Origin of the sequence: Virgibacillus ndiopensis, assembly GCF_900187325.1 — a bacterium.
In the GTDB taxonomy this organism is placed as follows: Bacteria; Bacillota; Bacilli; order Bacillales; family Amphibacillaceae; genus Virgibacillus_E; species Virgibacillus_E ndiopensis.
The window spans coordinates 519105-545816 of record NZ_FZMZ01000004.1 but is presented as its reverse complement, the minus strand read 5'-3'; the positions used below and the strand labels follow the sequence as shown (position 1 = coordinate 545816).

Sequence of the window (26712 nt, the reverse complement as noted above, 5' to 3'; positions counted from 1 at the left end):
CCAAACCCAATTTCATATTTTGTGTGACCTTCAAAGGTAATAGAAATGTATTTTAGCAATACATAATTTCTTATTCTTGTATTTTCAGGGTCACATATGTCTGTGACCCTTTTGTGATTTTTAGGGGATTATCCCTAAAGTTACGGAAGCATACGTCAGAGGCGTATGCTTTTTTGTTGGGAAAATTTTGAAAATTGAATTGAGGGGTTACGATAATGAAATAATTAAACTATATATTTGGCTCTTTTCGTAGATTTTGTTGCTTTTAACCTCGAAGTTTCAGTAAAATGCGACGTAAATGATTTAATTGTTAAATCTAATTCTTGATCGTCGTCCGGGATCGCTACGGGCGGATGTTTTCCGCGGGCATGGCCTCAGCCTCCTCGAGAAAAACACTCTGCGGGGTCTTCGGACTCGTGCTGTTCCCGCAGGAATCACCACCCTCCGCTCACCCGGACTAGTGATGTGGTATAATGCGGTCTTCTATAACAATTTTTATTCCACCTATGGACCGTAAACGCAACACCAGCGAAGGAAATACACGGAAAGCGTAGTGTATATCCGCAGCGGTAGAAGGTCACCAAACATAATTTTTCGTCATGTCGCAGTTTACGTATTTTGTGTAAAAAAACAATATTCTAGAAAATAGCCTATAATTTTAACAACAGTATAGGATTTTAAGACAGAGTAGGTGATTGAATGTTTCAGGTTTTTAAGAAGTTAGATTGGTTTTTTAAACATTATTGGAAACGCTATGTATTTGCGATAGTAGCTTTAATTGTAGCTAGTGCGATTGGGTTAATACCACCTAAATTGGTTGGGTATGCGATCGACGAAATACAGTTCGAAACATTAACAGTAAAACTATTGGTTATGCTTATAGCTGGTTATCTTGTATTAACCTTTGTACATTATGCAATTTCATTTTTATGGGATTATACATTATTTAGCGGAGCTGCAATCTTAGAGCGATGGACCAGAAGTAGGTTAATGGATCATTTCTTAATGATGACGCCAACCTTTTTTGGGAAATATCGAACAGGGGATTTAATGGCTCGTTCAACAAATGATTTACGTTCGATTCAGTTAACAGCGGGTTTTGGGGTTTTGACCTTAGTCGATTCAAGTATATTCATGTTAATGATTGTTGCTGTTATGGGTTTTACAATCAGTTGGAAGCTAACCCTTGCTGCTTTAATTCCATTACCAATTATGGCGATTGTAATGAATAAATATGGTGCATCTATTCATGCCAGATTTACAAAAGCGCAAGCAGCATTTGGTGATATGAATAATGAAGTTTTAGAGTCCATTCGTGGTGTACGTGTAATACGGGCATTTGTTCAAGAAAAGCAGGATGAAAAGCGGTTTCAGAAAATGACAGAAGATGTCTATCAAAAAAATATAGAAGTTGCCAAAATAGACGCGTTATTTGAGCCAACGATGAAGATTCTTGTTGGTCTATCTTACACAATTGGACTTGGGTATGGTGCATTTCTTGTTTTTGAAAATTTGATTACTCTTGGTGATTTAGTAACATTTAACGTTTATCTTGGAATGTTAATTTGGCCAATGTTTGCCGTTGGAGAATTAATCAATATTTTACAGCGTGGTAATGCATCACTGGACCGTGTTAACGAAACGTTGGACTATGAAGCAGATGTTAAGGAAATCGAAAATCCAAGAATGGTATCACTTGTTAGTTCGGTTGATTTCACAGATGTATCATTTTCATATCCATTAACAAATCAGAAGCAACTGAGTTCAATTAATTTAAATGTAAAACGTGGTCAGACAATCGGGATAGTTGGGAAAACAGGTGCAGGTAAAACGACATTGTTTAAGTTGATGCTCCGTCAATATCCGGGAGTATTTGGTGAAATCTCGATGTCAGGTGTTGACCTTAACGAAATTAGTTTGGAACAAATTCGGTCCTGGATTGGCTATGTTCCACAGGATCAAATTATGTTTTCTAAAACAATACGAGAAAATATTCAATTTGGTAAGTCTAATGCATCCGATGAAGAGATATTTCGTGTAATGGATTTAGCACATTTCTTAGATGACATTAAACAGCTTCCGAATGGGTTAGATACGCAAGTAGGAGAAAGTGGTGTAACACTTTCAGGTGGACAGAAACAGCGGGTTGCATTAGCACGCGCATTTATTAAAGATCCGGAGATATTAATTTTAGATGATTCTATGTCGGCCGTTGATGGAAAAACGGAGGCAAAAATTATTGAACATTTACGAAAAGAACGTAAAAATAAAACAACGTTTATCGCAGCACATAGGATGTCAGCTGTTACACATGCCGATCATATTATTGTGCTTGAGGAAGGGAAAATTACTGAAGAAGGTACACATGAGGAGTTAATAAGGCTTGATGGCTGGTATAAGGAACAATATCACCAACAGCAGTTAGAAAATGAGGAGGTGATCTCCTAATGAAACCATCGACAGAAAAACGATTATTGCATTATGCATTGGGTTTTAAGAAGAGTATTATTATTGGCTTAGTATGTTTAGTAATTGCTGTTGCTCTTGAGCTTGCAGGCCCATTAATTGCTAAAAAAGTGATTGATGACCACATTCTTGGAGTGGAAGGTAATTGGCAAATGGTTGAGCAGGATGATGATAAATACACTGTTTCGTATCAAGATCATTATTATAAACGGACTGATCGATTGACGGAGGGTGATCAAACAGATAAGCTTGCCACTATTTTGCAAGTGGACAGAGATTATTATTTTATAAAAGAGGATGTGCCACTTTCGGGGAAACGTAGTGTAAATGGAAATACCATATCCATTAAAACTGCTGATGAAACAATAAAAATCCCCGGGGAGAAACTCTCACTGGCTGAAATGTACCCGTTTTTTAAACCGGAACAGGGACCAATTATATTTTTGTTAGGTTTGTATATGGTTTTACTTTTAATTGCAGCGTTTTTCCAATTCTTTAAAACATTTTTGTTGCAAAAAGTATCTAATCAAATTGTTAAGAAAATGCGTAATGATATTTTCGCACATACGCAGCGCATTCCGATCAATTATTATGTAGATCAACCTGCTGGAAAAATCGTTGCTCGTATTACAAATGACACGGAAGCAATACGTGATCTATATGAACGGGTATTATCAATTATTGTAACAAGTATAATTTATATGGCAGGTATATTTGTTGCGTTGTTTATCTTAGACGTTAAACTTGCTGCGATCTGTTTATTGCTTATACCATTAATTATAGGTTGGATGAAGGTATATAAACATTTTGGAACGAAATATAATAAAGTAATTCGCCAAACAGTGAGTGAAATAAATGGTAATATTAATGAAGCAATTCAAGGTATGCCGATAATTCAAGCATTTAGTAGAGAGAAGAAAACGAAAGAGGAATTTGAAATATTAAATGAGCGTAATTTTACGTATCAACGTAAATTGGTTAAATTGAGCGCACTGACTTCGTATAATCTTGTAACGGTTATTCGCAACATAGCATTTGTCGGATTTGTCTGGTATTTTGGCTTTATTTCGTTTCAACCTGAAAGTATTATTTCAGTTGGCTTACTATATGCGTTCGTTGATTATTTGAATCGTTTATTTGAACCCGTTACAGATATTGTCAATCAGCTACCGTTAATTGAGCAAGCTAGGGTAGCTGGAGGCCGTGTATTTGAACTGATCGATCGTGATGGTGAAGAAGTGATGAACGATAAAATTCAGAAATATCGTGGGAACATCCGATTTGATCATGTTTCATTTGCATACAATGACAAAGACTATGTAATAAATGATATGTCTTTTGATGTGAAATCGGGTCAAACTGCAGCGTTTGTAGGCCATACAGGATCAGGAAAAAGTTCAATCATGAATTTGCTATTCCGTTTTTATGACCCGCAAAAAGGATTCATTATGATTGATGGTCAAAAAACGAAGAATTGGTCACGTCAGCAAGTTAGAAGTTATATGGGTATTGTACTTCAGGATCCATTTTTGTTTTCCGGAACAATTATTTCAAATGTTACGATGAATGATCCACGTATTACAAGAGAAATGGCAATTCAATCATTAAAAGCAGTAGGAGCAGATCGTTTTATCGACAAATTACCAAATAAATTTGATGAAAAGGTAACAGAAGGTGGAAGTACATTCTCATTAGGGGAACGTCAGCTAATATCATTTGCTCGCGCTCTTGCGTTTGATCCAGCTATTTTGATCTTAGATGAGGCTACAGCTAACATCGATACGGAAACGGAAAGTATCATTCAAAATGCACTAGAAGTATTGAAGCAAGGTAGAACAACACTTGTTATCGCGCACCGATTATCAACAATCCAGCAAGCCGATACAATTTTCGTCTTAGAACATGGTAAAATAAGAGAAAAGGGTAATCATGAGGCACTAATCAATGAAAAAGGACTGTATCATCAGATGTATCAAATGCAACAGGGGAAAGCGAGAGAAGCTGTCTAAAACCTAGAGGTGTTTTATGAATAATAATAATCAATATGATCATGATGTTATCGATGATGATTTATATGAAGAGATTGACGATGAAGCGTTATTCGAACTCGTCGAACAAGAACGTAAAAAATCGCTAGCTCGTACCAGACAAGAAAAAGAAAATCCTAAACCAAAACGTCCCTTTCCGAAGTGGGCGTTTTGGTTAATTGCAATTGCATTGATATTTAATCTGGTTGCATTACTTCCTAAAACATTTTCCATAGCAGCAATAGACTTTTTAATGACATCTGCTAAATTATCAGCTCAAGACGATATTAGTACATATAAAAAAGCGGTTGTTGTAGTTGAGACCAACGATGGTAAGGGAACGGGTTTTGCAATTTCCAGTGATGGAACCATTATAACCAATCATCACGTGATTGAAGGAGAGGATTCTGTTACAGTAGCATTTCCAGATAATGGTTTGTATCAAGCAGATGTCATTGCAGATTATCCAGATGTTGATATAGCGGTTTTGCATGTTGAAGGAAAAGACTTACCACATTTAACATTAGCTGAGAAAACAACGGTTAGCTCTGAAGAACCAATTTACTTTATTGGGAATCCATTATATTTCAACGGGATTGCTAACAAAGGGACTATTATTGGTTATACACAATTAAATGATTGGAATGAAAGAGTACTCATGATTGAAGCCCCAGTATATCGTGGAAATAGTGGCAGCCCAGTTATTAATGAGCAAGGTAAAGTAATCGGTGTCGTATTTGCGACGTTGGACCATGATATACATGGTAAGGTTGGACTATTCATTCCAATTGATTATTTTTATGAGCATTATAATGGGGCAAAAGGAGATAGTTAATCATTGCTAACCCCTTTTTGTTTAGAAAAATAAAAAACGGGAATCCATTTATATAATGCTTTTTAGGAGGAAAAACGATGTTGTTTTATACTTCAGAACTTAAATCGTACAGAATTGATGCAACAGATGGTGAAATGGGAAAGGTTCAAGATCTTTATTTTGACGATCACTGTTGGACTATACGGTATGCGATTATTGATACAAGAAAATGGTTACCAGGTAGAAGTGTATATTTATCGCCTACCTCGTTTGTGAAACTTAATGAAATCGAGAAGTTGGTGGAAGTGAACTATGATAAAGACACCATTAGGAATAGCCCTTCCATACCTGATAATGAACCATTAACAAGGTCTACAGAATCTACCTTGTCAGGTTATTACGGTTGGAGCAAGTATTGGTTTGGCACGATGTTATGGGGGGTACAGGATCAGCCGTTTACACGATTACCTGATCACGCTACTGATAAAAGTGAATTTACAAATGAATTACAGACATACGAAAATAAAGATTACAATTTAAGAAGTGAAGAAGAAGTGCTGCAAATGAAGGTACATGCAAATGACGGTAAACTTGGTGTTATCAACGATATAATTTTTGATGATGAGTACTGGAAAATACGTTATTTCGTATTAAAATCAGCTGAGGTACCTGCTGAACATTATTATTTATTAGAAGCAGATACAATTGAATCAGTTGATTGGCTGGAAAGAGACCTTTATGTGAATTATACAGTGGACAGAGTTAGACAACAACGAAGTTACGATACAAAAGAAGGTATTATAAAAAGCTTATAAAACTCGTATTGTAGATAGACTGCCTATGTCGAGACATAGGCATTTTTTTTTGCAAAATAAATGAATGTTTCATCCTTTTGACTGTTGGTAATGGTTTTTTAAAGAAACTGTAAATGATTTGAGATAGCAACAGTACAGGCCATGCGTTAAAATGAATCATATTGACTAAATAATAGATAATTGGTATGAAAATTAATTGATAAAGATGGTGGATACATCATGAAAAATAAATTGATGATTGTAAATATATTTGATAACTTGAAAACTACACCCAAAAATAATATAAACAATACGAAATTTATAATGGCTGGGGGTGTTATAGGTTGATGAACAGTCAGTCATTAAAAGAAAAATCCCTTGAAGAAATGATTGCCTCAGCTCAAAAAGGGGATGAAATAACGCAAAATTATCTTTTAAAGACGTATCAACCGTTTATTGCTAAATGTGTATCGGAAGTATGTAAACGTTATATTGATCCAATGAAAGATGATGAGTTCAGTATTGGTCTGTCCGCATTTAATGAGGCAATATTGTCTTATTCATCTGAAAGAGGAAGTTCTTTTCTATCGTTTGCTAAGCTCGTCGTAAAGCGTAAGGTTATTGATTACATTCGCTATGTACAAAAAACACCAGTCGCAGCTTCATTGGACGAAACGTATGATGAAGAACAGATGGAAAATCCAACAGAAATTGTGGCAGTTAAAGAAATTTATCAACAAGAACAAGAAGCATGGTATCGTAGGGAAGAGATTGCTGATTTTAAAGAAAAGCTTAAGGCTTATAAATTAACGTTAGCCGAACTAACTGAAGCTTCTCCTAAGCATAGAGATGCTCGTGACTCAGCAGTACTTACGGCCAGGATTCTTTTTAATGATGTGAACCTACGTGAATTTGTGCATAGAAAGAAAAAGCTACCTATTAAAGAATTGGTGAAAAAGGTTGAAGTCAGTAAAAAAACGTTGGAACGCAACCGAAAATATATTTTAGCAATATTTATTGTACTTAGTGAAGATTATGTTTATCTTAAGGACTATCTCAAGGGGGTGGGTCAGTGAAAAAAGCAATAGTAATGGAAAAACATCGTCAATATACGATTGTATTGACAAAAGAAGGGAAATTTCAAAAAGCAAAGCCAATTAAAAATGCTGTTGTTGGTACTGAAGTTTCCTACGAATTATTTGAAAAAGAACAACATTTACTATTCTTTTTTCATCCCAGTAAGGTAAGTAAATCCTTTCGACTTATTGCAATGGCTTGTTTGTTGTTAATAATTATAATGCCATTTTATTTTGTTTCTAACAACAACAAAACGTATGCCTATGTAAATGTTGATATTAATCCAAGTGTTGAACTGGAGATTGATGAGGATTTACGAGTACACTCAATTTTACCGCTAAATGATGATGCCAAAGAAATAGTGAATGATTTAGCGGATTATAAAGGTGAACCGTTGGATGAAGTTTTATCAAAAATCATGGATAAAAGTGAAGAAAAAGGGTTAATTAAAAATGGCAAAAATGTGTTAGTCGGTGTCAGTTATGTTGACAGTGAAACACATAAGATATCTGTATTAGATACAATTGACGATTATTTCCTTGACCATAAAAAGGAATGGAAAACAGCAACATTTCAAGTTCCAAAAGAAATACGGAGTAATGCAAAGGAAATGGAAACGTCAATGAATAAATTGATGGCAAAATCGTTTGTTGAAAAAGAGATGCTGGATGAAGCGGATTCAAGTGAACAAGACCGAATGAATGATGAGGAAAGAGCAATTATAGATTCTTTTTATAATAATAGGTCTGATAAAACGAATACTGTTGAACCAGAAGTTAAAGCTAGCGAAGCAAGTAAGGAAGCTTCTAGACAAAAACAACATCCGAGTGGACGTAAAGAAAAAAATGGTCAGATCAATGGCAACCAAAACAGTACAGATAAAAAGGTAGAAGCTAATAAGGGAAAAAGTAACGTTGCCAAGGAAAAGATAAAGAAAGAAAAACATAGTAACCGAAGCCATGGTAAAAAAGAACATAAAAGTAAAGCTAACCATGATGATAAAGAAAAAAATCATGATAACAGAAAACACAAAGTGAAACATAAAAAAAATAATGGTCACGGCCGTCACGGCCATAACAATAAAAATAAACACGATTAAACAAAGGGAATGCACCAATAGGCGCATTCCCTTTTTAAACTTCCATTATAGCGGTTGGGGTATATTTCATTGCATGGTCAATGTAATAAAGCAGAGTGTCATGGCTTTCAAGAATTTTAGTTTCGTCAAGTGAATAATGGTAAGCATGTAAGAAATTCTGGATTTTCTTAGAAAGCATATCATCATTTGTGCGAACCATTAGCACTAATAAATCATCCCATTGTCCCCATAATGTGTAGTATAGGGCTTTATCATAATCCGGAATATCCATTATTTATCCTCCTTCAAAATAAAGGATTAACTATAGTTTCCCCGATAATTATTTATATTGTCTGGCACAAAAATGGTGTGTTTGCCAAAATAAGGTTTATCATACAAAAAGAATAAAAATATCTTGCTGTTACATACTAAAATCAAACTAGCAAGGAGGAATGAAACTAATGAAGTGGAAATTGTTAAGTATTGGTATGGCAACAATGTTAACGCTTGTGGCATGTGGGGATAATGGGGATGATCAGGGACAACAACAGGATGATAACGAGCTAAATACAGAGCAGACGCGATATAATAATACGGCGGATGATACGAATGATCGTCAACCTCTAAGAAATGTTGAGAACGATGATAATCAGGATATGAATAACGATAACAACAATCGCTATGAAGTTGCAGAGAAAGCGGCAGATAAAATTACGAATCAAATAAAACAAATCGATAATGCATATGTATTAACAACTGATAATAATGCGTATGTTGCTGCTGAATTAGATACTAACGATGATAATAATAATGCAACCAATAATGGCAATACGAACAATAACAATACCAACAATAACAACAATAATAACAATGCCAACAATAATAACAATGCCAACAATAACAACGGCAATGATAACAGTGACGAGCTAACAGATGATGTGAAAAAGCAAATTTCTGATATCGTAAAATCGGTTGATAAAGATATTGACAATGTTTATGTCTCCACAAACCCTGACTTTGTTGATTTAACCAATAACTATGCTAATGATGCTGGTAATGGTGAGCCAGTCGAAGGGTTTTTTGATCAAATCGGTAATATGATTGAACGAATTTTCCCGCAAGACAAAGAATAAATCACCTTTAAAAAATGAGTACTCACGTTTTTTGTGAGTGCTCATTTTTTTTGTTTGTTTTTGAAGGAGCTGAATAGTTTGTTGCAATTCATAGAAAATGCAACGTAAGTATTGTGGTACATCTGCATTTTTCTACAGCCAGTATACATTAAACTTTTCGTGGCCAATACTCTCAGGTGTCTCCGTGTAAACAGGCTGCTTGTATGAGGAAATATATGTTTTTCTATTTCTTACAACTGAAATGGATTTAAAGAAAGCCCAATTGCGTAGTGTATTATCGCAGCGGTGTGGATAGCAGGTGAGTTACCTCGCTGTTTATATCAACTATTAGATAAGATTCAGCGTGTGAAAAAATAACAATCTTCTAGAAAATGGTCTTTTTGAATTAATCATGAACATATGCTATAGTTATACATATAATTCTTAGTAATCATAGTGAATTACTATGTTTTAAAAAGTGAGTGGAGTTGAGCTTAATATGGGACGTGAGTTTCTTAATATATTTGAAGACTGGGCAGATAAATATGACGACAGTGTAGGGGGATTTGATCCACAATATAAGGATGTTTTTGCAAATTATGATACAATATTAAAAGAAGTATCTAAGCATGCTGAGGGAATAGTCCTTGAATTTGGTGTGGGGACAGGTAATTTAACGGAAAAGCTACTGAATGATGGAAAACAGGTGTTAGGCATTGAACCGTCAGAACCGATGCGAGAATTAGCTGTTCAAAAAATCCCTGATCTTGATATAAAAGATGGCGATTTTATAGATTTTCCAGAGACAATTGAACCAATTGATTCCATTGTCAGCAGTTATGCATTTCATCATTTAACTGACACAGAAAAGGCAGAGGCTATTGAAAAATATGCCGAAATGCTTCCGAAAAATGGGAAGATTGTTTTTGCTGATACTATGTTTGAAACTGAGAATGCAAAGGAAAAGTCTATAGAAGCCGCTAAAATAAAAGGGTTTAATGACTTGGCGGAAGATTTAGAAAGAGAATATTATCCAACAATAGAGGTTTTGGAAAGTATTTTTGTAGCAAATAATTTTAACGTAAGTTTTAAACAAATGAATGATTTTGTCTGGTTAGTAATAGCTAATAAGAGATAAAATAAAGGAGCGATAGTTATGGCTAAAAAAATGAATGTAGAAAGTTTCAATCTAGATCATACAAAGGTTAAAGCACCCTATGTCCGTTTGGTAGGAGTAACTGAAGGGGCAAATGGTGACAAAGTATACAAGTATGATATTCGATTTAAACAACCAAATAAAGAACACATGGATATGCCAGGATTACATTCAATTGAACATCTAATGGCTGAAAACATTCGTAACCATATGGATAATGTACTGGATATTGGTCCAATGGGATGTCAAACAGGTTTTTATTTAGCTATTCTTAACAATGATAATTTTGATCAAGTATTAGATACGCTTGAAAAAACACTTCAGGATGTATTAGAGGCTGATGAAGTGCCTGCCTGTAACGAGGTCCAATGTGGATGGGCAGCAAACCATAGCTTAGAGGGCGCTAAAGAAATTGCAAAAGAAATGTTAGAACGCCGTAATGAATGGCATGAAGTTTTTTAATTAAGAGGCGATAAAATGGCGGTATATCGATCAATAAAGGAATTAATCGGTCAAACCCCTTTGTTGGAAATAACTAATTTTCAACTTCCACAAGGGGTTCAACTTTATGCGAAGCTAGAATTTTATAATCCTGGTGGTAGTGTGAAGGATCGACTTGGACAGGAGTTAATAGCTGATGCATTAGCAAGTGGTGCACTGAAAGAAGGTGACACAATAATCGAACCGACTGCTGGTAATACGGGCATTGGTTTGGCACTTGCTGCATTAGACAAAAATCTTTCTGTCGTTTTTTGTGTCCCAGAGCATTTTAGTCAAGAGAAACAATTGATCATGCAGGCTCTAGGTGCAAAAATAGTTCACACACCACGTGAAACTGGCATGGTGGGTGCTATTGAAAAAGCAAAGCAATTGGTAAATGAAATTCCAAATAGTTTTTCACCACAGCAGTTTGGAAACCCGGCAAACCCACGAACGTATTATAAGTCACTCGCACCAGAAATATGGAACGATCTAAAAGGCGATGTAGATGTATTTGTTGCTGGCGCAGGTTCTGGTGGAACTTTTATGGGGAGTGCCAAGTTTTTAAAAGAACAAAATCCGACCATCAAGAACGTAATCGTTGAACCAGAGGGATCGATTATAGCGGGTGGAGAACCAGGTCCGCACGAAACAGAAGGTATAGGTATGGAATTTTTACCAGATTATATGGATTACTCGTATATGGATGCAGTTCATACGGTTTCCGATGAAAATGCTTTTGACATGGTTGCACAATTAGCCGAAAGAGAAGGTCTACTTGTAGGAAGTTCGTCTGGCTCGGCAATGTATGCGGCATTACAAGAAGCAAAAATAGCGAAACCGGGTACAACGATTGTAACAATTTTTCCGGATGGCAGTGATCGGTATCTAAGTAAAAATATATACCCTGACGTTTAATAGTGTAAATGGAGGAGAATAATATGCGACGAAAAACAAGAATGATACATGGTGGCGTTACTGGAGATGAGCAAACAGGTGCTGTTTCGGTACCGATTTATCAAGTAAGTACGTATAAACAAGAAAGTGTTGGTAATCATAGCGGTTATGAATATTCACGAACTGGGAATCCAACAAGAGCTGCACTTGAGTCTGTAATTACAGATTTGGAAAACGGTGAGGCAGGCTTTGCTTTTGGTTCGGGTATGGCAGCAATTTCAACAGTTATGATGCTGTTAGACGCTGGAGATCATATCGTTATGACAGATGATGTTTATGGTGGGACATATCGTTTGATGACGAATGTACTAAATCGATTTAATTTAAACCATTCATATGTAGATACAAGCTATCCTGAAAAAGTGGAAGCTGCAATAACAGATAAAACGAAGGCGTTATATGTGGAGACTCCAACAAATCCATTACTAAAAATAACAGACATCGCAAAAATGGCGGAAATTGCTAAGAAGCATGATTTGTTATTGATAGTTGATAATACGTTTGCTACACCTTACTTTCAACAACCGTTAGATCTTGGTGCAGATATTGTTTTACACAGTGCAACCAAGTATATTGGTGGTCATAGTGATGTAGTAGCAGGACTTGTTGTTGTAAATTCTTCGGAGTTAGCTGAACGTGTTCATTTTATCCAAAACTCTGTTGGTGGCGTATTGGGACCACAGGATTCTTGGTTATTAATGCGCGGGATTAAAACACTTGCTTTACGAATGGAAGCTATTGAAGCGAACACAAAGAAGATAGTGGAATTTTTGCTAGAGCATGAAAAAGTGTCTACGATCTATTATCCTGGATTAACGGATCATCGTGGTCATGATATTGCTACGAGTCAGGTAAAAGGTTTTGGTGGTATGATCTCATTTGATGTTGGAAGTGGAGAACGTGCTGAACAAGTGCTTGAGACTACCAAGTATTTCACATTAGCAGAAAGTCTTGGTGCAGTGGAAAGCTTAATTTCTCTCCCTGCAAAAATGACGCATGCATCAATTCCGGCTGATAGAAGAGCGGAACTCGGAATTACCGATGGATTAATCCGTATTTCTGTTGGTATTGAAGATAGTGAGGATTTGATTGAGGATTTGAAACAAGCGTTGAAATAATAGTTTATGAGGGGGTGGCCAAGTTAGGCTGCTCTCTTTTTGTTTGGCGAAGGCTCGAGGAAGGACGGAACATCAACCCGAGAGCGAGCACCACAAAATCATCCGATTAGTCCCACCTAAATAGATTATGCTAGAATATAAATTAACAAATGTATTGGAGGAATTGAATATGAGTGAAAAAGCATTAAATTATCTATCTGAAAATCGAGAACAGCTTTTAGAAAAATTAAATCAATTTTTATCCATTCCAAGTGTAAGCACGGACAGTGTACATAAAAAAGATATTAAAGAAGCGGCAAATTTCCTTGAAAACTATTTGCAAGATATCGGCTTCGATAAAGTGGAACAACAGGAAACCGGTGGACACCCGCTAATCTACGCGGAATACAATCAAGCAGGGTCGGATGCACCGACTGTTTTATTCTATGGGCATTATGATGTTCAACCAGTTGATCCAATAGATTTGTGGGATAGTGATCCATTTAAACCTGAAGTTCGTGATGGTCGTTTGTATGCGCGTGGATCAAGTGATGATAAAGGACAAGTTTTCATGCACCTAGCAGTGTTTGAGGCGTATATGAAAACAGAAGGTAAGCTTCCGTTAAACGTAAAGGTTTGCATTGAAGGAGAAGAAGAAATCGGCAGTGAGAATTTATATGAAATTCTGCATGATAAGAAAGCGCAATTTGACGCTGATTTTGCAGTGATTTCAGATTCGGGAATGGTTGCCGAAAATCAGCCCACAATTCTTTATGGACTAAAAGGATTCACTGGAATTGAAATAACCGTAACAGGTCCTGATCATGATTTGCATTCAGGAATGTATGGTGGAGCGGTCCGAAACCCAATCATGGCATTGAATCATATTTTGGCTTCTATGAAAAACCAAGAAGAAGTTATAACGGTTGATAGATTTTATGACGATGTTGATCCCTTAACGGATGAAGAAAGAGAGTTAATCAAACAAGTACAGGGTGAAGACTACGAAGCATCTACAGGAGTCAAAGAAACCGTCTCGGAAAAAGGGTATACAGCAAAAGAGCACACAATGGCTCGGCCAACTTTTGAAGTTAACGGGATTTTTGGTGGATACCAAGGTGAAGGAACTAAGACAATTATTCCATCATCAGCAACTGCAAAAATAACTTGTCGTCTTGTACCCGGACAGGATCCAGAAAAAATACAGATGTTGCTTGAGGAGCATGTAAACAAAATAGTGCCAACAGGTGTTACGGTTGATGTGAAAAAAGAAAAGTTATCAGCAAAAGCTTATAAAGTTGAACCAGATCATCCATTGATTAAAAAAGCTGCAAAAAGCTATACGAAAGCATTTGATAAAGAAACGGTTTTTGTGCGAATGGGTGGGTCAATCCCTGTCGTTGAATGGATTGAAGCAATTTACAACATACCAATCGTTTTATTAGGCTTTGGTACACCTGATGATCGTTTGCATTCTCCTAATGAGAGTTTTCCATTAGATAGCTTTGATAAAGGAATGGAAACATTAGTACATTATTGGAGCGAAGTAATTAGTAAATAGAGAACGAAATTATCTTCCCTTTGCAAGTTAGCCTAGGGAAGAATTTTTACCATATCAGGGGTGGACTAATGGAGAAATCAGTCGAAAATGTTTTTTCATCAGATGTAGTAGAGCAACTTTTACATTATTTTAAATTGGACAGTAAGACAACAAAATTAGGGGACTTTGAAAATTACGTTTTTGAAGTGCAAAGGGATTCAAGCCCATACATTTTACGCATCACACATAGTTCGCATCGTGATGAAGAAGAAATTTTATCAGAAATTGACTGGGTCAACTATTTGCATGAAAATGGAGTAAATGTACCAAAAGTATTTCTTTCACGAAACGCAAAACTGATTGAAAAAATAGAGGCGCAAGATGGCACTTGTTTTTATGGGTGTTTATTTTCAAAGGCAAATGGGAAATTAGTAAAACCAAATGATGAACTTTTTAACGAAAAGTTATTTTTTCATTGGGGAAAAGAAACCGGTAAGATGCATCGGTTGACAAAGGTATATCAGCCAAAATTAAATAAAAGATCGCAATGGTTTGACGATGACTTGTTGGAAATTGATAGGTACGTTCCAACTGAATCACGGGTCATTGAACAATCGAAAAAATTGTTTGATGAATTAGATCACTTACCACAAACAAAAGAAAATTACGGATTAATTCACAATGATATACACCATGGTAATTTCTTTTATGATGGGAAAAGTATTGATGTATTTGACTTCGATGATTGTTGTTATTATTGGTATGCATCAGATATTGCAATACCATTGTATTATGCGTGCATGGCAAAGTCTCGTGATCAAACGCCTAATGAAAACGAAAAATTTGCGGAACTATTTTTACGTGAATTTATGAATGGGTATCTACAGGAGACGAAACCGCCGGTAGATTGGAAAAATCATCTTACTCTTTTTTTGCATATGAGAGATATCACATTATACGTTGCTTTGAATAAAAAGACAGATCATAAAGAGCGAAATGATACAGTTAAAGAAATAATAAAACAATTAAAGCGACGAATTGAAAATCGGGAACCAATTGTTGCTATTTGATATTTTTATGAAATGGGGCTAAACAATGAATTTTGCGGTTGTTACGGGTGTGTCACGTGGTTTGGGTCAATCGGTGGCTACATTGTTTTTAGAGTTAGGAATACATGTAGTAGGGATTTCTCGAAGTAGTAATGAGAAGCTAGATGAAATAGCAAAGCAAAATAATGTTATATTCCGTCATTTTAGTTGTGATTTAGGAAATAGTGATCACATCGAGGAAACAATTGAACAGATCAGTCAGCAGATTTTCCCGCATGAACCTACCACATTATATATAGTAAATAATGCAGCAGTTTTGGAACCTATTGATCAAGTCATGAATATAAAGAGCTCGGACCTTTCCAAACATGTTCGGGTAAATACGATTGCACCGATGGTTATTACGAATTTATTTTTAAAAAAGGCGCATGAAATGAATATATCAATGGTTGGTGTGACAGTCACATCTGGTGCTGCAAACAGGCCAGTCTATGGTTGGAGTGCTTATTGTAGTACGAAAGCAAGTATTAATATGTATACACAGACTGTTGCGCTTGAACAAGATGAGCTGAAAACAGGAAACAAAGTAATTGCATTTGACCCTGGAAAAATGGATACGGCTATGCAAGAAAGAATTCGCGAAAGCTCTCATGAGACTTTTATTGAAGTAGACATATTTAAAGAATATAAAAAAAGTAATTTATTAAAGGATACCTACGCTGTAGGTGGTGTACTTGTCGATATTTTAAGAGACAAAGGTAATATTGAAAATGGAAAAATATACAATGTGAAGGATTATCTTTAAGTAAAGAATTAGTAAGAAAATCTGCCTATTCATAAGGCAGATTTTCAGGGAATAGTTGTAGTCGCTGTGAATGATGTTAAGAGCGACCTGACATATAAATATTAGTATCCTCCGCCAACAAATCCACCTGCACCAACAATAATTAACAGGATGAATAGTACGACAATTAATGCGAAGCCACCACCGTAGCCGTAGCCGCCACCTTGACCGTAGCTCATTATAAGCTCACCTCCTTAAATAAAAGTGAATTTTTTTGCGATAGCAGTTTAATAAAAACCACCGTAGCCGCCACCAAATCCGAAGCCACCACTGGTGCCACCGTATCCACCACCATAGCCGCCAGTTGTAAATCCACTAGCACCTACGATTATTAAAAGGATAAAAAGTACGACTACAAATGCGAAGTTGTTGCCTCCACCATGTTGATCACTCAAAAACTCCACCTCCTCTTTTAACAATGTATGCGTTTATACGTAACTTGGAAGGGCTAATGTTTAAATGGGCTTAGTCATTTGGTAATATAGTTGATACATATAATACATATAAGAGGAGGTTGACACGTCTAATCGGGAACTTTTTGAATACGTTCATATATGGGTAAAAACCTTAGTAAAAGTTTTCATGCATCTATCCGTATTTTAAGATGAATTTATGATAAACTTGAGGGTGCAAATAAAATGTATGGGAATAATTTATAGTAATATAGGTTTGAAGGGAAGAAAGTTATGATTACACGAAAAAGTAAACGCGAAATTGAAATGATGCAAGAAGCAGGCAAACTGCTTGTAAAAACACATAAAGAAATTGCAAAAATGATAAAACCAGGAATTACAACAATGGAAATTGATACATTTGTGGATACATTTTTGAGGGAACATGGTGCAACACCAGAGCAAAAAGGATTTAATGGTTATCCGTATGCAATATGTGCATCAATAAATGATGAGGTTTGTCACGGTTTTCCGAGAGAAGAAAAACTTGTTGATGGAGATATTGTAACAATCGATATGGTTGTTAATTTGAATGGGGGATTAGCTGATTCAGCATGGTCTTATAAAGTTGGTGAAGTGGATCAAGTAGGGGAAAAGCTGTTAGACGTTACAAAAACATCTCTTTATAAAGGAATAGAGCATGCTCAAGTTGGTAGTCGTATTGGGGATATAGGCCATGCAATTCAAACTTACGCTGAGGGGGAAGGATTTTCAGTTGTAAGAGATTTTACAGGGCACGGGATAGGACCAACATTACATGAAGATCCACACATCCCTCATTTTGGATTACCTAATAAAGGCTTACGTTTAAAAGAAGGTATGGTAATCACAATTGAACCAATGATCAATGAAGGAACATGGGAAAGTCAGATGGATACCAATGGCTGGACAGCACGAACAGTTGATGGCGGACGTTCTGCACAGTATGAACATACAATAGTGATTACAAAAGATGGTCCATTAATTATTACAGAACAAGACAGTTAATTTGGCTTTTCTTTTTTGGAGGGGACTTGAAGTATGCGTGTTATTTCTATATGTCCAAGTAATACGGAAATAATTGCTTATCTAGGAAAAACCGAGTTACTAGTAGGTGTAGACAATTTTTCGGATTGGCCTAAAAAAGTGAGGCAGCTTCCGAAATTAGGACCTGACCTTTCAATTAATATGGATAAAGTAGCGGAATTAGAACCGGATCTCGTGTTAGCCTCTCTAAGTGTACCGGGGATGGAGAAAAATATTGCTGCTCTTGAAGAAAAAGGACTACCATATATTATATTAAACCCGAATTCTCTTAAAGAGATTGCCAAAGATATTCAATCGGTTGCTAGTGCTTTATACTGTGATGAATTAGGTCGTGAAAAGTCTGTGGCCTTTCTTGAAGAAATAAAGCATTATAAACGAAAATCGTTTACCAAACAAGAGAAACCGCTACTGTATTGGGAATGGTGGCCAAAGCCTGTTTTTACTCCAGGTAGTGTTAATTGGTTAACCGAAATCAGCCAGCTTGCTGGTGCACGGAATATTTTTGACACTGAAAATGTTGCCAGCGTTCAAACTGATTGGGAGGACGTCAAAAAACGAAATCCAGATCATATTTGTATGGTGTGGGTTGGTGTAAAGGAAGAAAAGATGAGACCAGAGCTAGTTGTAAATCGTCCTGGTTGGCAAGAAATGAAAGCTGTTCAGAATGATAACATCCATGTTTTGGAAGAGTCCCTCTATTGCAGACCATCACCGAGATTGTTAGAAGGACTTCGGAAACTGGAATCAATAATAGCACATACAAAAAACTGACCCGAGTAAGGGTCAGTTTTTTGTATGTGCTATTCCTCCGAAGATAATGGTAATGATCGGGCTTAGTAAACAAAAGAATGCAAAGGGTAAATAAGTTAATACCGAAACACCTAATACATCAGCTATAAATACGCCACACACACTCCATGGAACGAGTGGATTGATGACAGTTCCAGCATCCTCTAATGTTCGAGATAAAACTTTGTTAGGAAGTCCAGATTTTTGGTAAATGCTTTTGTACGTTTCGCCTGTTAACATAATTGATAAATATTGTTCACCAATTAATACATTTACACCAATTGCAGTAGCAGCTGTAGAAATAATAATGGATCTTACCTTTTTAAGTTTTTTCTGAAGTGCGGTCAAGATTGATGGAATGATACCTGTAACAAACAAAAGCCCACCAAATCCCAAGGCTAAAATAACCAATGATACCGTAAATAACATACTGTTAATGCCTCCCTTAGTCAGAAGGTCATTCACCGGTTGAAAATTCGTAGTTCCTGTGTATCCGTTAAACCAAATAGCCCATATTTCAGACCAGGCTAAATGATTTGTAATAGTAGCCAAAAGCGTTGCTAAAGAACTACTTAATGCTAACGCTATAAAGGCAGGTGCTTTAAAAATTGTACAGATAACCAAAACGAGCAATGGTAACCATGAAGTCCAATGAATTAAGTTAACTTGAGCTAATGCATCTTGGTAATCAGTTATATTTTGCATTGGAACCGCTTTGTTAGGCGATAGTACAGTAAACAGGATAAAGGTAATAATAAAAGCTGGAATCGTCGTTAGGCTCATATGTTTAATATGATCAAATAAATCCACTTGCACGATCGTTGAAGCTAAGTTTGTTGTATCTGACAAAGGTGACATTTTATCACCGAAAAATGCACCGGAAACAATTGCACCAGCTGTAATAGCCATGGAGGCATCAAGCGCACTTGCCATCCCTATAAATGCAACACCAATCGTTGCAGTTGTGGTCAATGAGCTACCAAGTGAAATCCCTACTATCGCTGTAACAGCAAAGACAATTGCATAAAACCATGTGCCCCCAATAATTGTAAAGCCGGCGTTAATTAATGCTGGTATCGTTCCACTAATCATCCAGCTACTAATTAGTACACCAATTAATAAAAATAAGAAAATGGCCCCCATTCCGGATTTAGCCCCGGCAATCATGCCTTCTTCAAGATCTTTGAAAGTGATGTGTTTCAATAATCCGTATGCAAGAAGTGCAAAAATCCCAAGCAAAATCGGTACATGTGGAACGGTTTCTAATTCAATGATGAAATAACTTATGAGTCCAATAATGAATATAAAAAGTAATATAGACTCCCCTATAGATGGATTATGCTTTGGATTGATTGGAAACATGTAGGTTCCTCCTTGTTGTTGTAATAATAAAAGGATGTTTTCTAAAAGGTTGTTTTTTTTACACAAAATACATAAAATGCGACATGATGAAAAATTATGTTTGGTGACCTTCTACCGCTGCGGAAATACACTACGCTTTCCGTGGGCTCGCTATGATCCTCCTCGTGAGAAACCCACTCACTGTGGGGTCTCATCGTCTTCGCTATCCCACAGGAGTCTCCGTGTATTTCCTTCGCTGGTGTTGCGGTTACGGTCCATAGGTGGAATAAAAATTGTTATGAAGACCGCATTATACCACATCACTAGTCCGGGTGAGCGGAGGGTGGTGACTCCTGCGGGAACAGTACGAGTCCGAAGACCCCGCAGAGTGTTTTTCTCGAGGAGGCTGAGGCCATGCCCGCGGAAAACATCCGCCCGTAGCGATCTCGGACGACGATCAAGAATTAGATTTAACAATTAAATGATTTACGTCGCATTTTACTGAAACTACGAGGTTAAAAAGCATCAAAGTTTACAAAAAAAGCCTAATAAAAAAGCCTCATCCCTAAGTAGGGACGAAGCTTTGACTCCGCGGTACCACCCTGATTGATAAGTACATAACTTATCCTCTTATAAAAAGATTCGTCTAAACCGAATGTGTAATTCGAAATTTTTCCTGCCAGAGCTTACACCAGCCACCCTGTCTCTATTGCTGCCTAGAAAAAATCTACTTCGCATTCCCGAACAATCGTATTCATTTTTTTTGGAAATATTAATAGCTAATATACATTGTATTTTCTATATTTGTCAACAAAAATTATTTCAGATTAAAAGCTTTCTATATTCAAAAAAATCAGTTACAATAGTTTTAATTTTCTAATCAGGGGAGCATGCGAAATGGTGACAAAGGCGATAAATAAAAACGAAGCATCACAATCTTTACAAATAATTCAACGCGGAATTGCTGTAGGATTTCCGATTATGGTAGGGTATTTACCTATTGCTATTACATATGGAGTTTTAGCGAAACAGGCAGGGATGTCATTACTCGAATTGACGATGATGAGCGTTCTTGTTTTTGCTGGTGCCAGTCAATTTATGGGAGCAAATATGATAGCGGTTGGTGCTGGAGCGGTAGAGATTATTGTTGCTACTTTTGTACTTAATTTCCGTCACTTTGTAATGAGTTTATCGTTCATGAATCGCCTCAGAGGTATTGGACTTAACTGGAAAGTTCCTTTATCATTAGGTTTGACTGATGAAACGTTTGCGGTATCCTCATTACATACGAAAGAAGCGAAAATGGAAAAAGGCACATTATTCTATACTGCATTGATTATGACGGCTTATTTCTCATGGGTTTTTGGATCCTTTTTGGGTGGTGTTCTTGGTGAAATCATCCCGGAAAATCTTAGCCAGAGCATGGGGATTGCCTTGTATGCAATGTTTATTGGATTATTAATTCCATCGGTAAAGAAAGAAATTAAAATAGGATTAATTGCCATTATCGCTATGCTTATTAATGCGTTGTGCAGCATGTTTATGAGTGATGGCTGGGCAATTGTGTTTGGGACTGTTTTAGGTGGATTAAGCGGAATCTATTTGCTGAAGGAGGACCATTCATGATTTTTGCGATAATAATTGGAATGTCACTTGTTACTATGATTCCTAGATTAGTTCCAGCATATATAGTTGACAAAATAAAATTTCCGGACTGGGCAAATCGTTGGTTAAACGCAATTCCGTATGCAGCATTAGGAGCGTTAATTTTTCCTGGCATAATGACTGTTAAAGCTGACCAGCCACATGTAGGATTAATCGGTGGATTTGTAGCTATTATCTTAGCTTATTTGGGGCTAAATGTTATCTTAGTTGTGCTTGGCGCGATAGTAACTGTTTTTCTTTTTGCACTATAAAGAAGATACGAGAAAAGTAATTGGAACGATAGGGGGACTTTCTATGTTTTCGATTCGAAAAGCTGTTTATGATGACGCAGAGGCAATTGCAAATATTCATGTTAACAGTTGGAAGAGCACATATACTGATTTACTTGAAGAGAAAGACTTATCTAATATTACATATGAAAATCGAAAAGCATTATGGGAAACGGTTTTACGAATGCAGAAAAAGGAACAATGCACATTTGTTATTCATAATGATGAAAAAATTGTCGGCTTTGTTTCTGGGGGACCTGAACGAACGAAACGATTTAATTATGATAGTGAAATATACACCATTTATTTGCTGGAGGAATTTCAACGAATGGGACTTGGGGCAAAACTTTTGAAAGTATTTGCTGAAGAAGTAAAAGCGCTTGGATATGCATCGATACTTGTGTGGATATTAAAGCAAAATCCTTCCAGCAGATTTTATGAACGCTATCAAGCATTGCCTGTTGGAGAGGAAGAAACAACAATTGGAGAAGGAACCTATCAGGAAACAGCTTATGGATGGGAGAACATTGACGAGCTGTTGAAACTTTTTAAGTAACCTATTTATATGAAAAAGCACCGCTTAAGATACCCCAAAGAGTCAAAACTCAACTCGCTTATTGGGGTGACAAAAACGGTGCTTTAATTGTGGTTACTATACGGCTCAATATGAATGTGCGCGTATGTGATGTTATGCTTTTTTGCTAATAATTGTTCAATCCGCTCGGTAATCGCATGACTTTCTTTTACGTTAAGTTTGGGATCGACTAGTATTGTAATGTCCACAAAAGCTTGATTTCCGTGTACCCGTCCTTTTACATCATCTACTTTTTTAACCTCTGACACTTTTGCGATACTTGCCTCAATTTTTGCTAACTGTTTTTCATCAAATCCGTCTGTTAACGTGTGTGTAGCATCTTTGAAAATGTCCCAGGCAGTTTTGCAGATGATCACGCCGACAATAAGTCCTGCTAAAGGATCGAGCCAAAATACACCAAATTGAGCACCAATTATGCCGACAAATGCCCCCATACTTACTAAAGCATCAGAACGATTATCTTGAGCAGCGGCAAAAAGTGATGAACTTTTTATTTTTCGAGCAAGAGCTAGATTATAGCGATAAACGAAAAACATCACAATGGCAGCCATGATAGCAGTCCAAGCCGTTAACATATCTGGTTGTGTAGAGTTATCTGTTAAAAGGTTTTTAAATGTATTATACATAACTTGAATTCCGACAAACATCATAATAAAAGCTGCGAATAATGATGCAACTGTTTCAGCACGGTAGTGTCCATAATGATGGTCTTCATCAGGTGGTTTACGAGAAATTCTCAGTCCAATAAGAACCGCTATCGAGGCTATCACGTCAGTAGAATTATTTAACCCATCTGCACGCAATGCTTCTGAATCTCCTATATAGGCTATAACTAATTTAATTATTGATAAGAATAAATATGCAAAGATACTAATCCAAGCACCTTTTTCTCCTCTTTTTAAGTTTTCTGCTTGATCCATGCATATGCCTCCAGTGAAATAAAGCCCTTTTCTTACAGCTATAATAGTCTACCAAAGTAGTATGTGGTGAGTCTAGAGAAACATTCAAGCGCTTGGTTACATGTATTGACAAAAGCAAAGTAAGTTTCATTTGGTAAAATTCAAGAACATTTGAGCTACTAAATTAATTTTAACTATTTTTTGCATTTTTGTTGCAATTATTCCAAAGATTTAGGATAATAGAAAAAAGGAACAAGGGGGCGTGTTCCATGAAAAAGGAAAAGTTAATTTATCGGTATTATCGTTATGATGGTAAAACTCTTCATGCAAAACGGGAAATCCCGTATGAATTAAAATTGTCTTCACAAATGATATTAGATGAATTATGCTTTAACTGGAATAAAGCGAAGTTAGAAACTGCAATAAACAGCTCCATTGATAATGCAAATAAAGAGGAATTTTTAAAGTTAAGCAAAGAATACAGACATTTTATTTGGGAATAAATAGACACAGCCTTACCTTGCTTGGTAAGGCTTTTTTATGAGGATGAGCTAGTACTTTTTATACATAAAACTTACAACAATTGGTGGGAGCATATGGAAAATAAGTCTACATCGATTCGCTACTCAACCGATTTTTCCTTTATTCCCCGTTCGATTAAAACCGCTGCTATACACTGCAATACCTAACCACCCTCTTGGCAGTGCCCAGTTCACACATTGTTAAATGGGTGCCCATGCTTTTGTTTAATTTTAAAAAAAATAGTCCTAATCATTCAAGCAATCTGATATGCTTTAGTAGGAGAGGGGGGCATGGTAAAAGTGAAAAATAAAAAGACAGTATTTAGCTGGATGTTATATGACTTTGGTAATTCTGCATTTGCTACTGTAATTATGGCCGCTGTATTACCAATATTTTATTCCAATGTCGCTGCTGCAAATTTAGATGATACGGTAGCAACTAGTTATTGGGGTTATTCGCAATCAATTGCAGTGCTAATTGTTGCAATCTTAGCACCATTTTTAGGAGCAATTAGCGATTTTTCAGCAGCAAAAAAGAAATTTCTGCAATTTTTTGCTTTCATGGGTATTATTGCAAGTATTCTATTAGCGTTTGTAGGTGAGGGAGATTATCTATTTGCTTCCCTTTTGGTGATTGTAGGAACGATAGGATTTTCAAGTGCAAATATTTTTTATGATGCATTTCTTCCGGAAATAGCTGCTGAGGAGGATATTGATAAAATTTCATCCAGTGGCTTTGCATTCGGTTATATTGGTGGTGGAATACTATTAGCAATAGATATTCTAATGATTCTGAAATACGACATGTTTGGTATACCGAATTCTACGGTTGCAAGTCAGATTTCCTTTGCTTCCGTGGGGGTATGGTGGTTTATCTTTTCGCTACCATTATTGAAAAATATAAGAGAAGAGAAGAGAGTTTCTCAAAAACGTGATAAATCTTATATCAAGATTGGCTATACACGTGTTACAACTACATTTAAAGAACTAAGACAGTATAAGCAATTACTGATATTTTTACTAGCTTTTTGGATGTATAACGATGGTATTTCTACTATTATAAAAATGGCGACCATATATGGAACAGAAATCGGACTTGCGCAAAATTCGTTAATTGTAGCACTCTTAATTACACAATTTGTTGGGATCCCTTTTACGTTCTTTTTTGGATGGCTAGCTAATAAAATCTCGGCTAAAAAGGCTTTGACAATATCATTGTATATTTATGTTGGAATCGTTATCTTGGGGTATTTTATGACTACAGCGACCCATTTCTATCTTTTAGCCATTTGTGTAGGATTCGTACAAGGTGGTGCACAAGCGTTAAGTAGGTCGATTTATGGTCGTATGGTTCCAGCAAATAGACATGCTGAATTTTTTGGATTTTACGGGATATCCTCTAAGTTTGCAGCAATTTTTGGTCCATTCTTATTTGGATTAGTTGGGCAGCTGACCGGTTCCAGCCGATTAGGTATTATGTCACTTGTCATTTTCTTTATCATTGGTATTACCCTATTACGATTTGTAAATATTGAAAAGGGTGTAGCTGATGCTAGAAGAAATACAAATATGGAAGAGAAAATTGAAATCAAACCGAATTAACAAAAAATGAGGCTGTCAATACGATAGCCTCATTTTATAGAAATGTAATGTAACTCAAAATCATGTTTGCTCGCTGTGACCGCTACGGGAAAACACACAGGTTTCCTTATACAATAGGTGCACTATATTTGTTCTCTAAGTTCAATGTTAAAGATTTTCCGGTATCATATGAGATATCCCCAATTAAATCATGAAGCAGCTGTATGGACGCATCGTTTCGACCTTCCCAATATTCTAATAATGCTGTCATAATTTCAATTCCTTCTGCCAGACCTCTATTATAAAGTTCAATAAAGCTTTCGGAACATGGCTCATTGGTTGCAGGGTGATGCCAGATTGTTTCATTTAAATTCAAATAGTCTACATCATCTTTTATTGGTTGATGGGAGAAAGATGAAACAAGCGAACCTAATAGGTTATTTTTCCATCCATATGGATCAGCTAACAGTCGTAAAGCCAATTTCATATCACGGTATGATTTCTTTATATTGTGCAAAGTTGTTTCGTCTTTCACTTCCGGATAATGTTTTGTTATTGTTGAATGAAGTAAGCAGGCGATATCCTTGTCCAATGTATAGCCGACATCAATTTCCTTGTATACTGGTACTTTCCATGTTTTTAGATTATGGTATTTTTCCATCATTTTTGTATCGATTAATATTTCAAGTTTTTGGTGTTTGTTACCTTCGTAACCCGCACGGAAATGAATATACGGATGTGCGTTTCTGTCTAAAATGTGATGTGTTACAAATCCAAATACATAGGCTTTAACATGATGGTCCATATCTTTTGCAGAAACAATTAAGTCCATTAAAAATGCTCCACATCGCATTGTATGTAATACCATTCCAATGTTGTGAACAGGTTCTTCTTTAACCCACGGCCAAAAATTATAATAAAAAAATGGATCTGGTCCTTGAGCACCTAATTTCATATAAGCTTCGTGCTGTGAAATCTGGGTAGGATTTTTGATTGTATCTACAACATCCTCACAAAAAAGCATATGAGTCCATATATTTGGCATACGAAATCCTCCTTAGTTAGTTTCTATTATACGAGATA

At 36.2% G+C, this 26712-nt stretch carries 27 protein-coding genes; 21 read left to right on the top strand and 6 right to left on the bottom strand.

All coding sequences use genetic code 11. The annotated features are described in order from the left end of the window. Positions 1–699 precede the first annotated feature (699 nt). From CS937_RS05105 to CS937_RS05080, 6 genes are all read left to right on the top strand, one after another. On the top strand, positions 700–2448 hold the full coding sequence (locus tag CS937_RS05105) for an ABC transporter ATP-binding protein (RefSeq protein WP_099157381.1): 1749 nt from the start codon (positions 700–702) through the stop codon (positions 2446–2448). Beyond that, complete coding sequence (locus tag CS937_RS05100) at positions 2448–4475, top strand: ABC transporter ATP-binding protein (RefSeq protein WP_099157380.1); 2028 nt, start codon at positions 2448–2450, stop codon at positions 4473–4475. The genes CS937_RS05105 and CS937_RS05100 overlap by 1 nt, the downstream gene beginning before the upstream one ends. A 16-nt stretch (positions 4476–4491) precedes the next feature. Further along, on the top strand, positions 4492–5328 hold the full coding sequence (locus CS937_RS05095) for a S1C family serine protease (RefSeq protein WP_099157379.1): 837 nt from the start codon (positions 4492–4494) through the stop codon (positions 5326–5328). Between the two features lie 77 nt (positions 5329–5405). Next, positions 5406–6122: a PRC-barrel domain-containing protein gene (locus tag CS937_RS05090; protein WP_099157378.1), complete on the top strand. Its 717-nt coding sequence runs from the start codon at positions 5406–5408 to the stop codon at positions 6120–6122. A 326-nt stretch (positions 6123–6448) separates the two neighbouring features. Next, positions 6449–7177, top strand: a complete 729-nt coding sequence (gene sigI, locus CS937_RS05085) for an RNA polymerase sigma factor SigI (RefSeq protein ID WP_176555781.1) — start codon at positions 6449–6451, stop codon at positions 7175–7177. Further along, positions 7174–8277: an anti-sigma factor domain-containing protein gene (locus tag CS937_RS05080; protein ID WP_099157376.1), complete on the top strand. Its 1104-nt coding sequence runs from the start codon at positions 7174–7176 to the stop codon at positions 8275–8277. Before sigI ends, CS937_RS05080 begins: the two co-directional genes overlap by 4 nt. 34 nt (positions 8278–8311) lie before the next feature. Here CS937_RS05080 and CS937_RS05075 read toward each other — a convergent pair whose 3' ends face one another. Continuing rightward, positions 8312–8548 (bottom strand): YhdB family protein, encoded by a 237-nt coding sequence (locus CS937_RS05075; RefSeq protein WP_099157375.1) that lies wholly within the window; start codon positions 8546–8548, stop codon positions 8312–8314. Positions 8549–8717: 169 nt separating this feature from the next. Here CS937_RS05075 and CS937_RS05070 point away from each other — a divergent pair, with 169 nt between their 5' ends. The 8 genes from CS937_RS05070 (at position 8718) to CS937_RS05035 (ending at position 16452) form a co-directional block, all read left to right on the top strand. Then, positions 8718–9389, top strand: coding sequence for a YhcN/YlaJ family sporulation lipoprotein (locus tag CS937_RS05070; protein WP_099157374.1), 672 nt, complete (start codon positions 8718–8720; stop codon positions 9387–9389). 478 nt (positions 9390–9867) lie between these two features. After that, on the top strand, positions 9868–10506 hold the full coding sequence (locus tag CS937_RS05065; RefSeq protein ID WP_099157373.1) for a class I SAM-dependent methyltransferase: 639 nt from the start codon (positions 9868–9870) through the stop codon (positions 10504–10506). Positions 10507–10524: 18 nt separating this feature from the next. Continuing rightward, the gene (locus CS937_RS05060; protein WP_099157372.1) at positions 10525–10986 is read left to right on the top strand and encodes an S-ribosylhomocysteine lyase; all 462 of its coding nucleotides are present in this window, start codon (positions 10525–10527) and stop codon (positions 10984–10986) included. Positions 10987–11001: 15 nt separating this feature from the next. Then, positions 11002–11922 carry a PLP-dependent cysteine synthase family protein gene (locus tag CS937_RS05055; protein WP_099157371.1) on the top strand — a complete coding sequence of 307 codons (921 nt, stop codon included), beginning with the start codon at positions 11002–11004 and terminating at the stop codon, positions 11920–11922. A 23-nt stretch (positions 11923–11945) separates the two neighbouring features. Further along, entirely contained in the window at positions 11946–13079 is a 1134-nt protein-coding gene (locus CS937_RS05050; protein WP_099157370.1) for a bifunctional cystathionine gamma-lyase/homocysteine desulfhydrase, read from the top strand. 169 nt (positions 13080–13248) lie between these two features. Beyond that, on the top strand, positions 13249–14619 hold the full coding sequence (locus CS937_RS05045) for a dipeptidase (RefSeq protein WP_099157369.1): 1371 nt from the start codon (positions 13249–13251) through the stop codon (positions 14617–14619). Positions 14620–14687: 68 nt separating this feature from the next. After that, on the top strand, positions 14688–15668 hold the full coding sequence (locus CS937_RS05040; RefSeq protein ID WP_099157368.1) for a phosphotransferase enzyme family protein: 981 nt from the start codon (positions 14688–14690) through the stop codon (positions 15666–15668). Between the two features lie 25 nt (positions 15669–15693). Further along, positions 15694–16452 carry a (S)-benzoin forming benzil reductase gene (locus tag CS937_RS05035; RefSeq protein ID WP_099157367.1) on the top strand — a complete coding sequence of 253 codons (759 nt, stop codon included), beginning with the start codon at positions 15694–15696 and terminating at the stop codon, positions 16450–16452. A gap of 101 nt (positions 16453–16553) precedes the next feature. Here CS937_RS05035 and CS937_RS05030 read toward each other — a convergent pair whose 3' ends face one another. Then, complete coding sequence (locus CS937_RS05030) at positions 16554–16670, bottom strand: YjcZ family sporulation protein (RefSeq protein ID WP_099157366.1); 117 nt, start codon at positions 16668–16670, stop codon at positions 16554–16556. A gap of 48 nt (positions 16671–16718) precedes the next feature. Next, on the bottom strand, positions 16719–16910 hold the full coding sequence (locus CS937_RS05025) for a YjcZ family sporulation protein (protein ID WP_099157365.1): 192 nt from the start codon (positions 16908–16910) through the stop codon (positions 16719–16721). Positions 16911–17177: 267 nt separating this feature from the next. Here CS937_RS05025 and map point away from each other — a divergent pair, with 267 nt between their 5' ends. Continuing rightward, the gene (gene map, locus CS937_RS05020; RefSeq protein ID WP_099157364.1) at positions 17178–17930 is read left to right on the top strand and encodes a type I methionyl aminopeptidase; all 753 of its coding nucleotides are present in this window, start codon (positions 17178–17180) and stop codon (positions 17928–17930) included. A gap of 33 nt (positions 17931–17963) precedes the next feature. Next, entirely contained in the window at positions 17964–18740 is a 777-nt protein-coding gene (locus tag CS937_RS05015) for a cobalamin-binding protein (protein WP_099157363.1), read from the top strand. A gap of 12 nt (positions 18741–18752) precedes the next feature. On the opposite strand, the gene nhaC is transcribed toward CS937_RS05015, so the two are convergent. Next, a complete protein-coding gene (gene nhaC, locus CS937_RS05010; RefSeq protein ID WP_099157362.1) occupies positions 18753–20120 on the bottom strand; it encodes a Na+/H+ antiporter NhaC in 1368 nt (455 codons plus the stop codon). An 876-nt stretch (positions 20121–20996) separates the two neighbouring features. Here nhaC and CS937_RS05005 point away from each other — a divergent pair. The 3 genes from CS937_RS05005 to CS937_RS04995 are packed head-to-tail and all read left to right on the top strand — an operon-like array spanning position 20997 to position 22589. Continuing rightward, on the top strand, positions 20997–21725 hold the full coding sequence (locus CS937_RS05005) for an AzlC family ABC transporter permease (protein ID WP_099157361.1): 729 nt from the start codon (positions 20997–20999) through the stop codon (positions 21723–21725). After that, positions 21722–22015: an AzlD domain-containing protein gene (locus CS937_RS05000; RefSeq protein ID WP_099157360.1), complete on the top strand. Its 294-nt coding sequence runs from the start codon at positions 21722–21724 to the stop codon at positions 22013–22015. Before CS937_RS05005 ends, CS937_RS05000 begins: the two co-directional genes overlap by 4 nt. Positions 22016–22058: 43 nt before the next feature. Next, complete coding sequence (locus CS937_RS04995) at positions 22059–22589, top strand: GNAT family N-acetyltransferase (RefSeq protein ID WP_099157359.1); 531 nt, start codon at positions 22059–22061, stop codon at positions 22587–22589. 83 nt (positions 22590–22672) lie between these two features. Here CS937_RS04995 and CS937_RS04990 read toward each other — a convergent pair whose 3' ends face one another. Next, the gene (locus CS937_RS04990; protein WP_099157358.1) at positions 22673–23548 is read right to left on the bottom strand and encodes a cation diffusion facilitator family transporter; all 876 of its coding nucleotides are present in this window, start codon (positions 23546–23548) and stop codon (positions 22673–22675) included. Positions 23549–23796: 248 nt separating this feature from the next. Between CS937_RS04990 and CS937_RS04985 the strand changes: the two genes are divergently transcribed. Both CS937_RS04985 and CS937_RS04980 read left to right on the top strand, forming a co-directional pair. After that, positions 23797–24030 (top strand): IDEAL domain-containing protein, encoded by a 234-nt coding sequence (locus CS937_RS04985; protein WP_099157357.1) that lies wholly within the window; start codon positions 23797–23799, stop codon positions 24028–24030. A gap of 309 nt (positions 24031–24339) precedes the next feature. Next, the gene (locus tag CS937_RS04980; protein ID WP_099157356.1) at positions 24340–25650 is read left to right on the top strand and encodes an MFS transporter; all 1311 of its coding nucleotides are present in this window, start codon (positions 24340–24342) and stop codon (positions 25648–25650) included. Positions 25651–25756: 106 nt separating this feature from the next. On the opposite strand, the gene CS937_RS04975 is transcribed toward CS937_RS04980, so the two are convergent. After that, positions 25757–26674: a zinc dependent phospholipase C family protein gene (locus tag CS937_RS04975; RefSeq protein WP_099157355.1), complete on the bottom strand. Its 918-nt coding sequence runs from the start codon at positions 26672–26674 to the stop codon at positions 25757–25759. Positions 26675–26712: the final 38 nt, after the last annotated feature.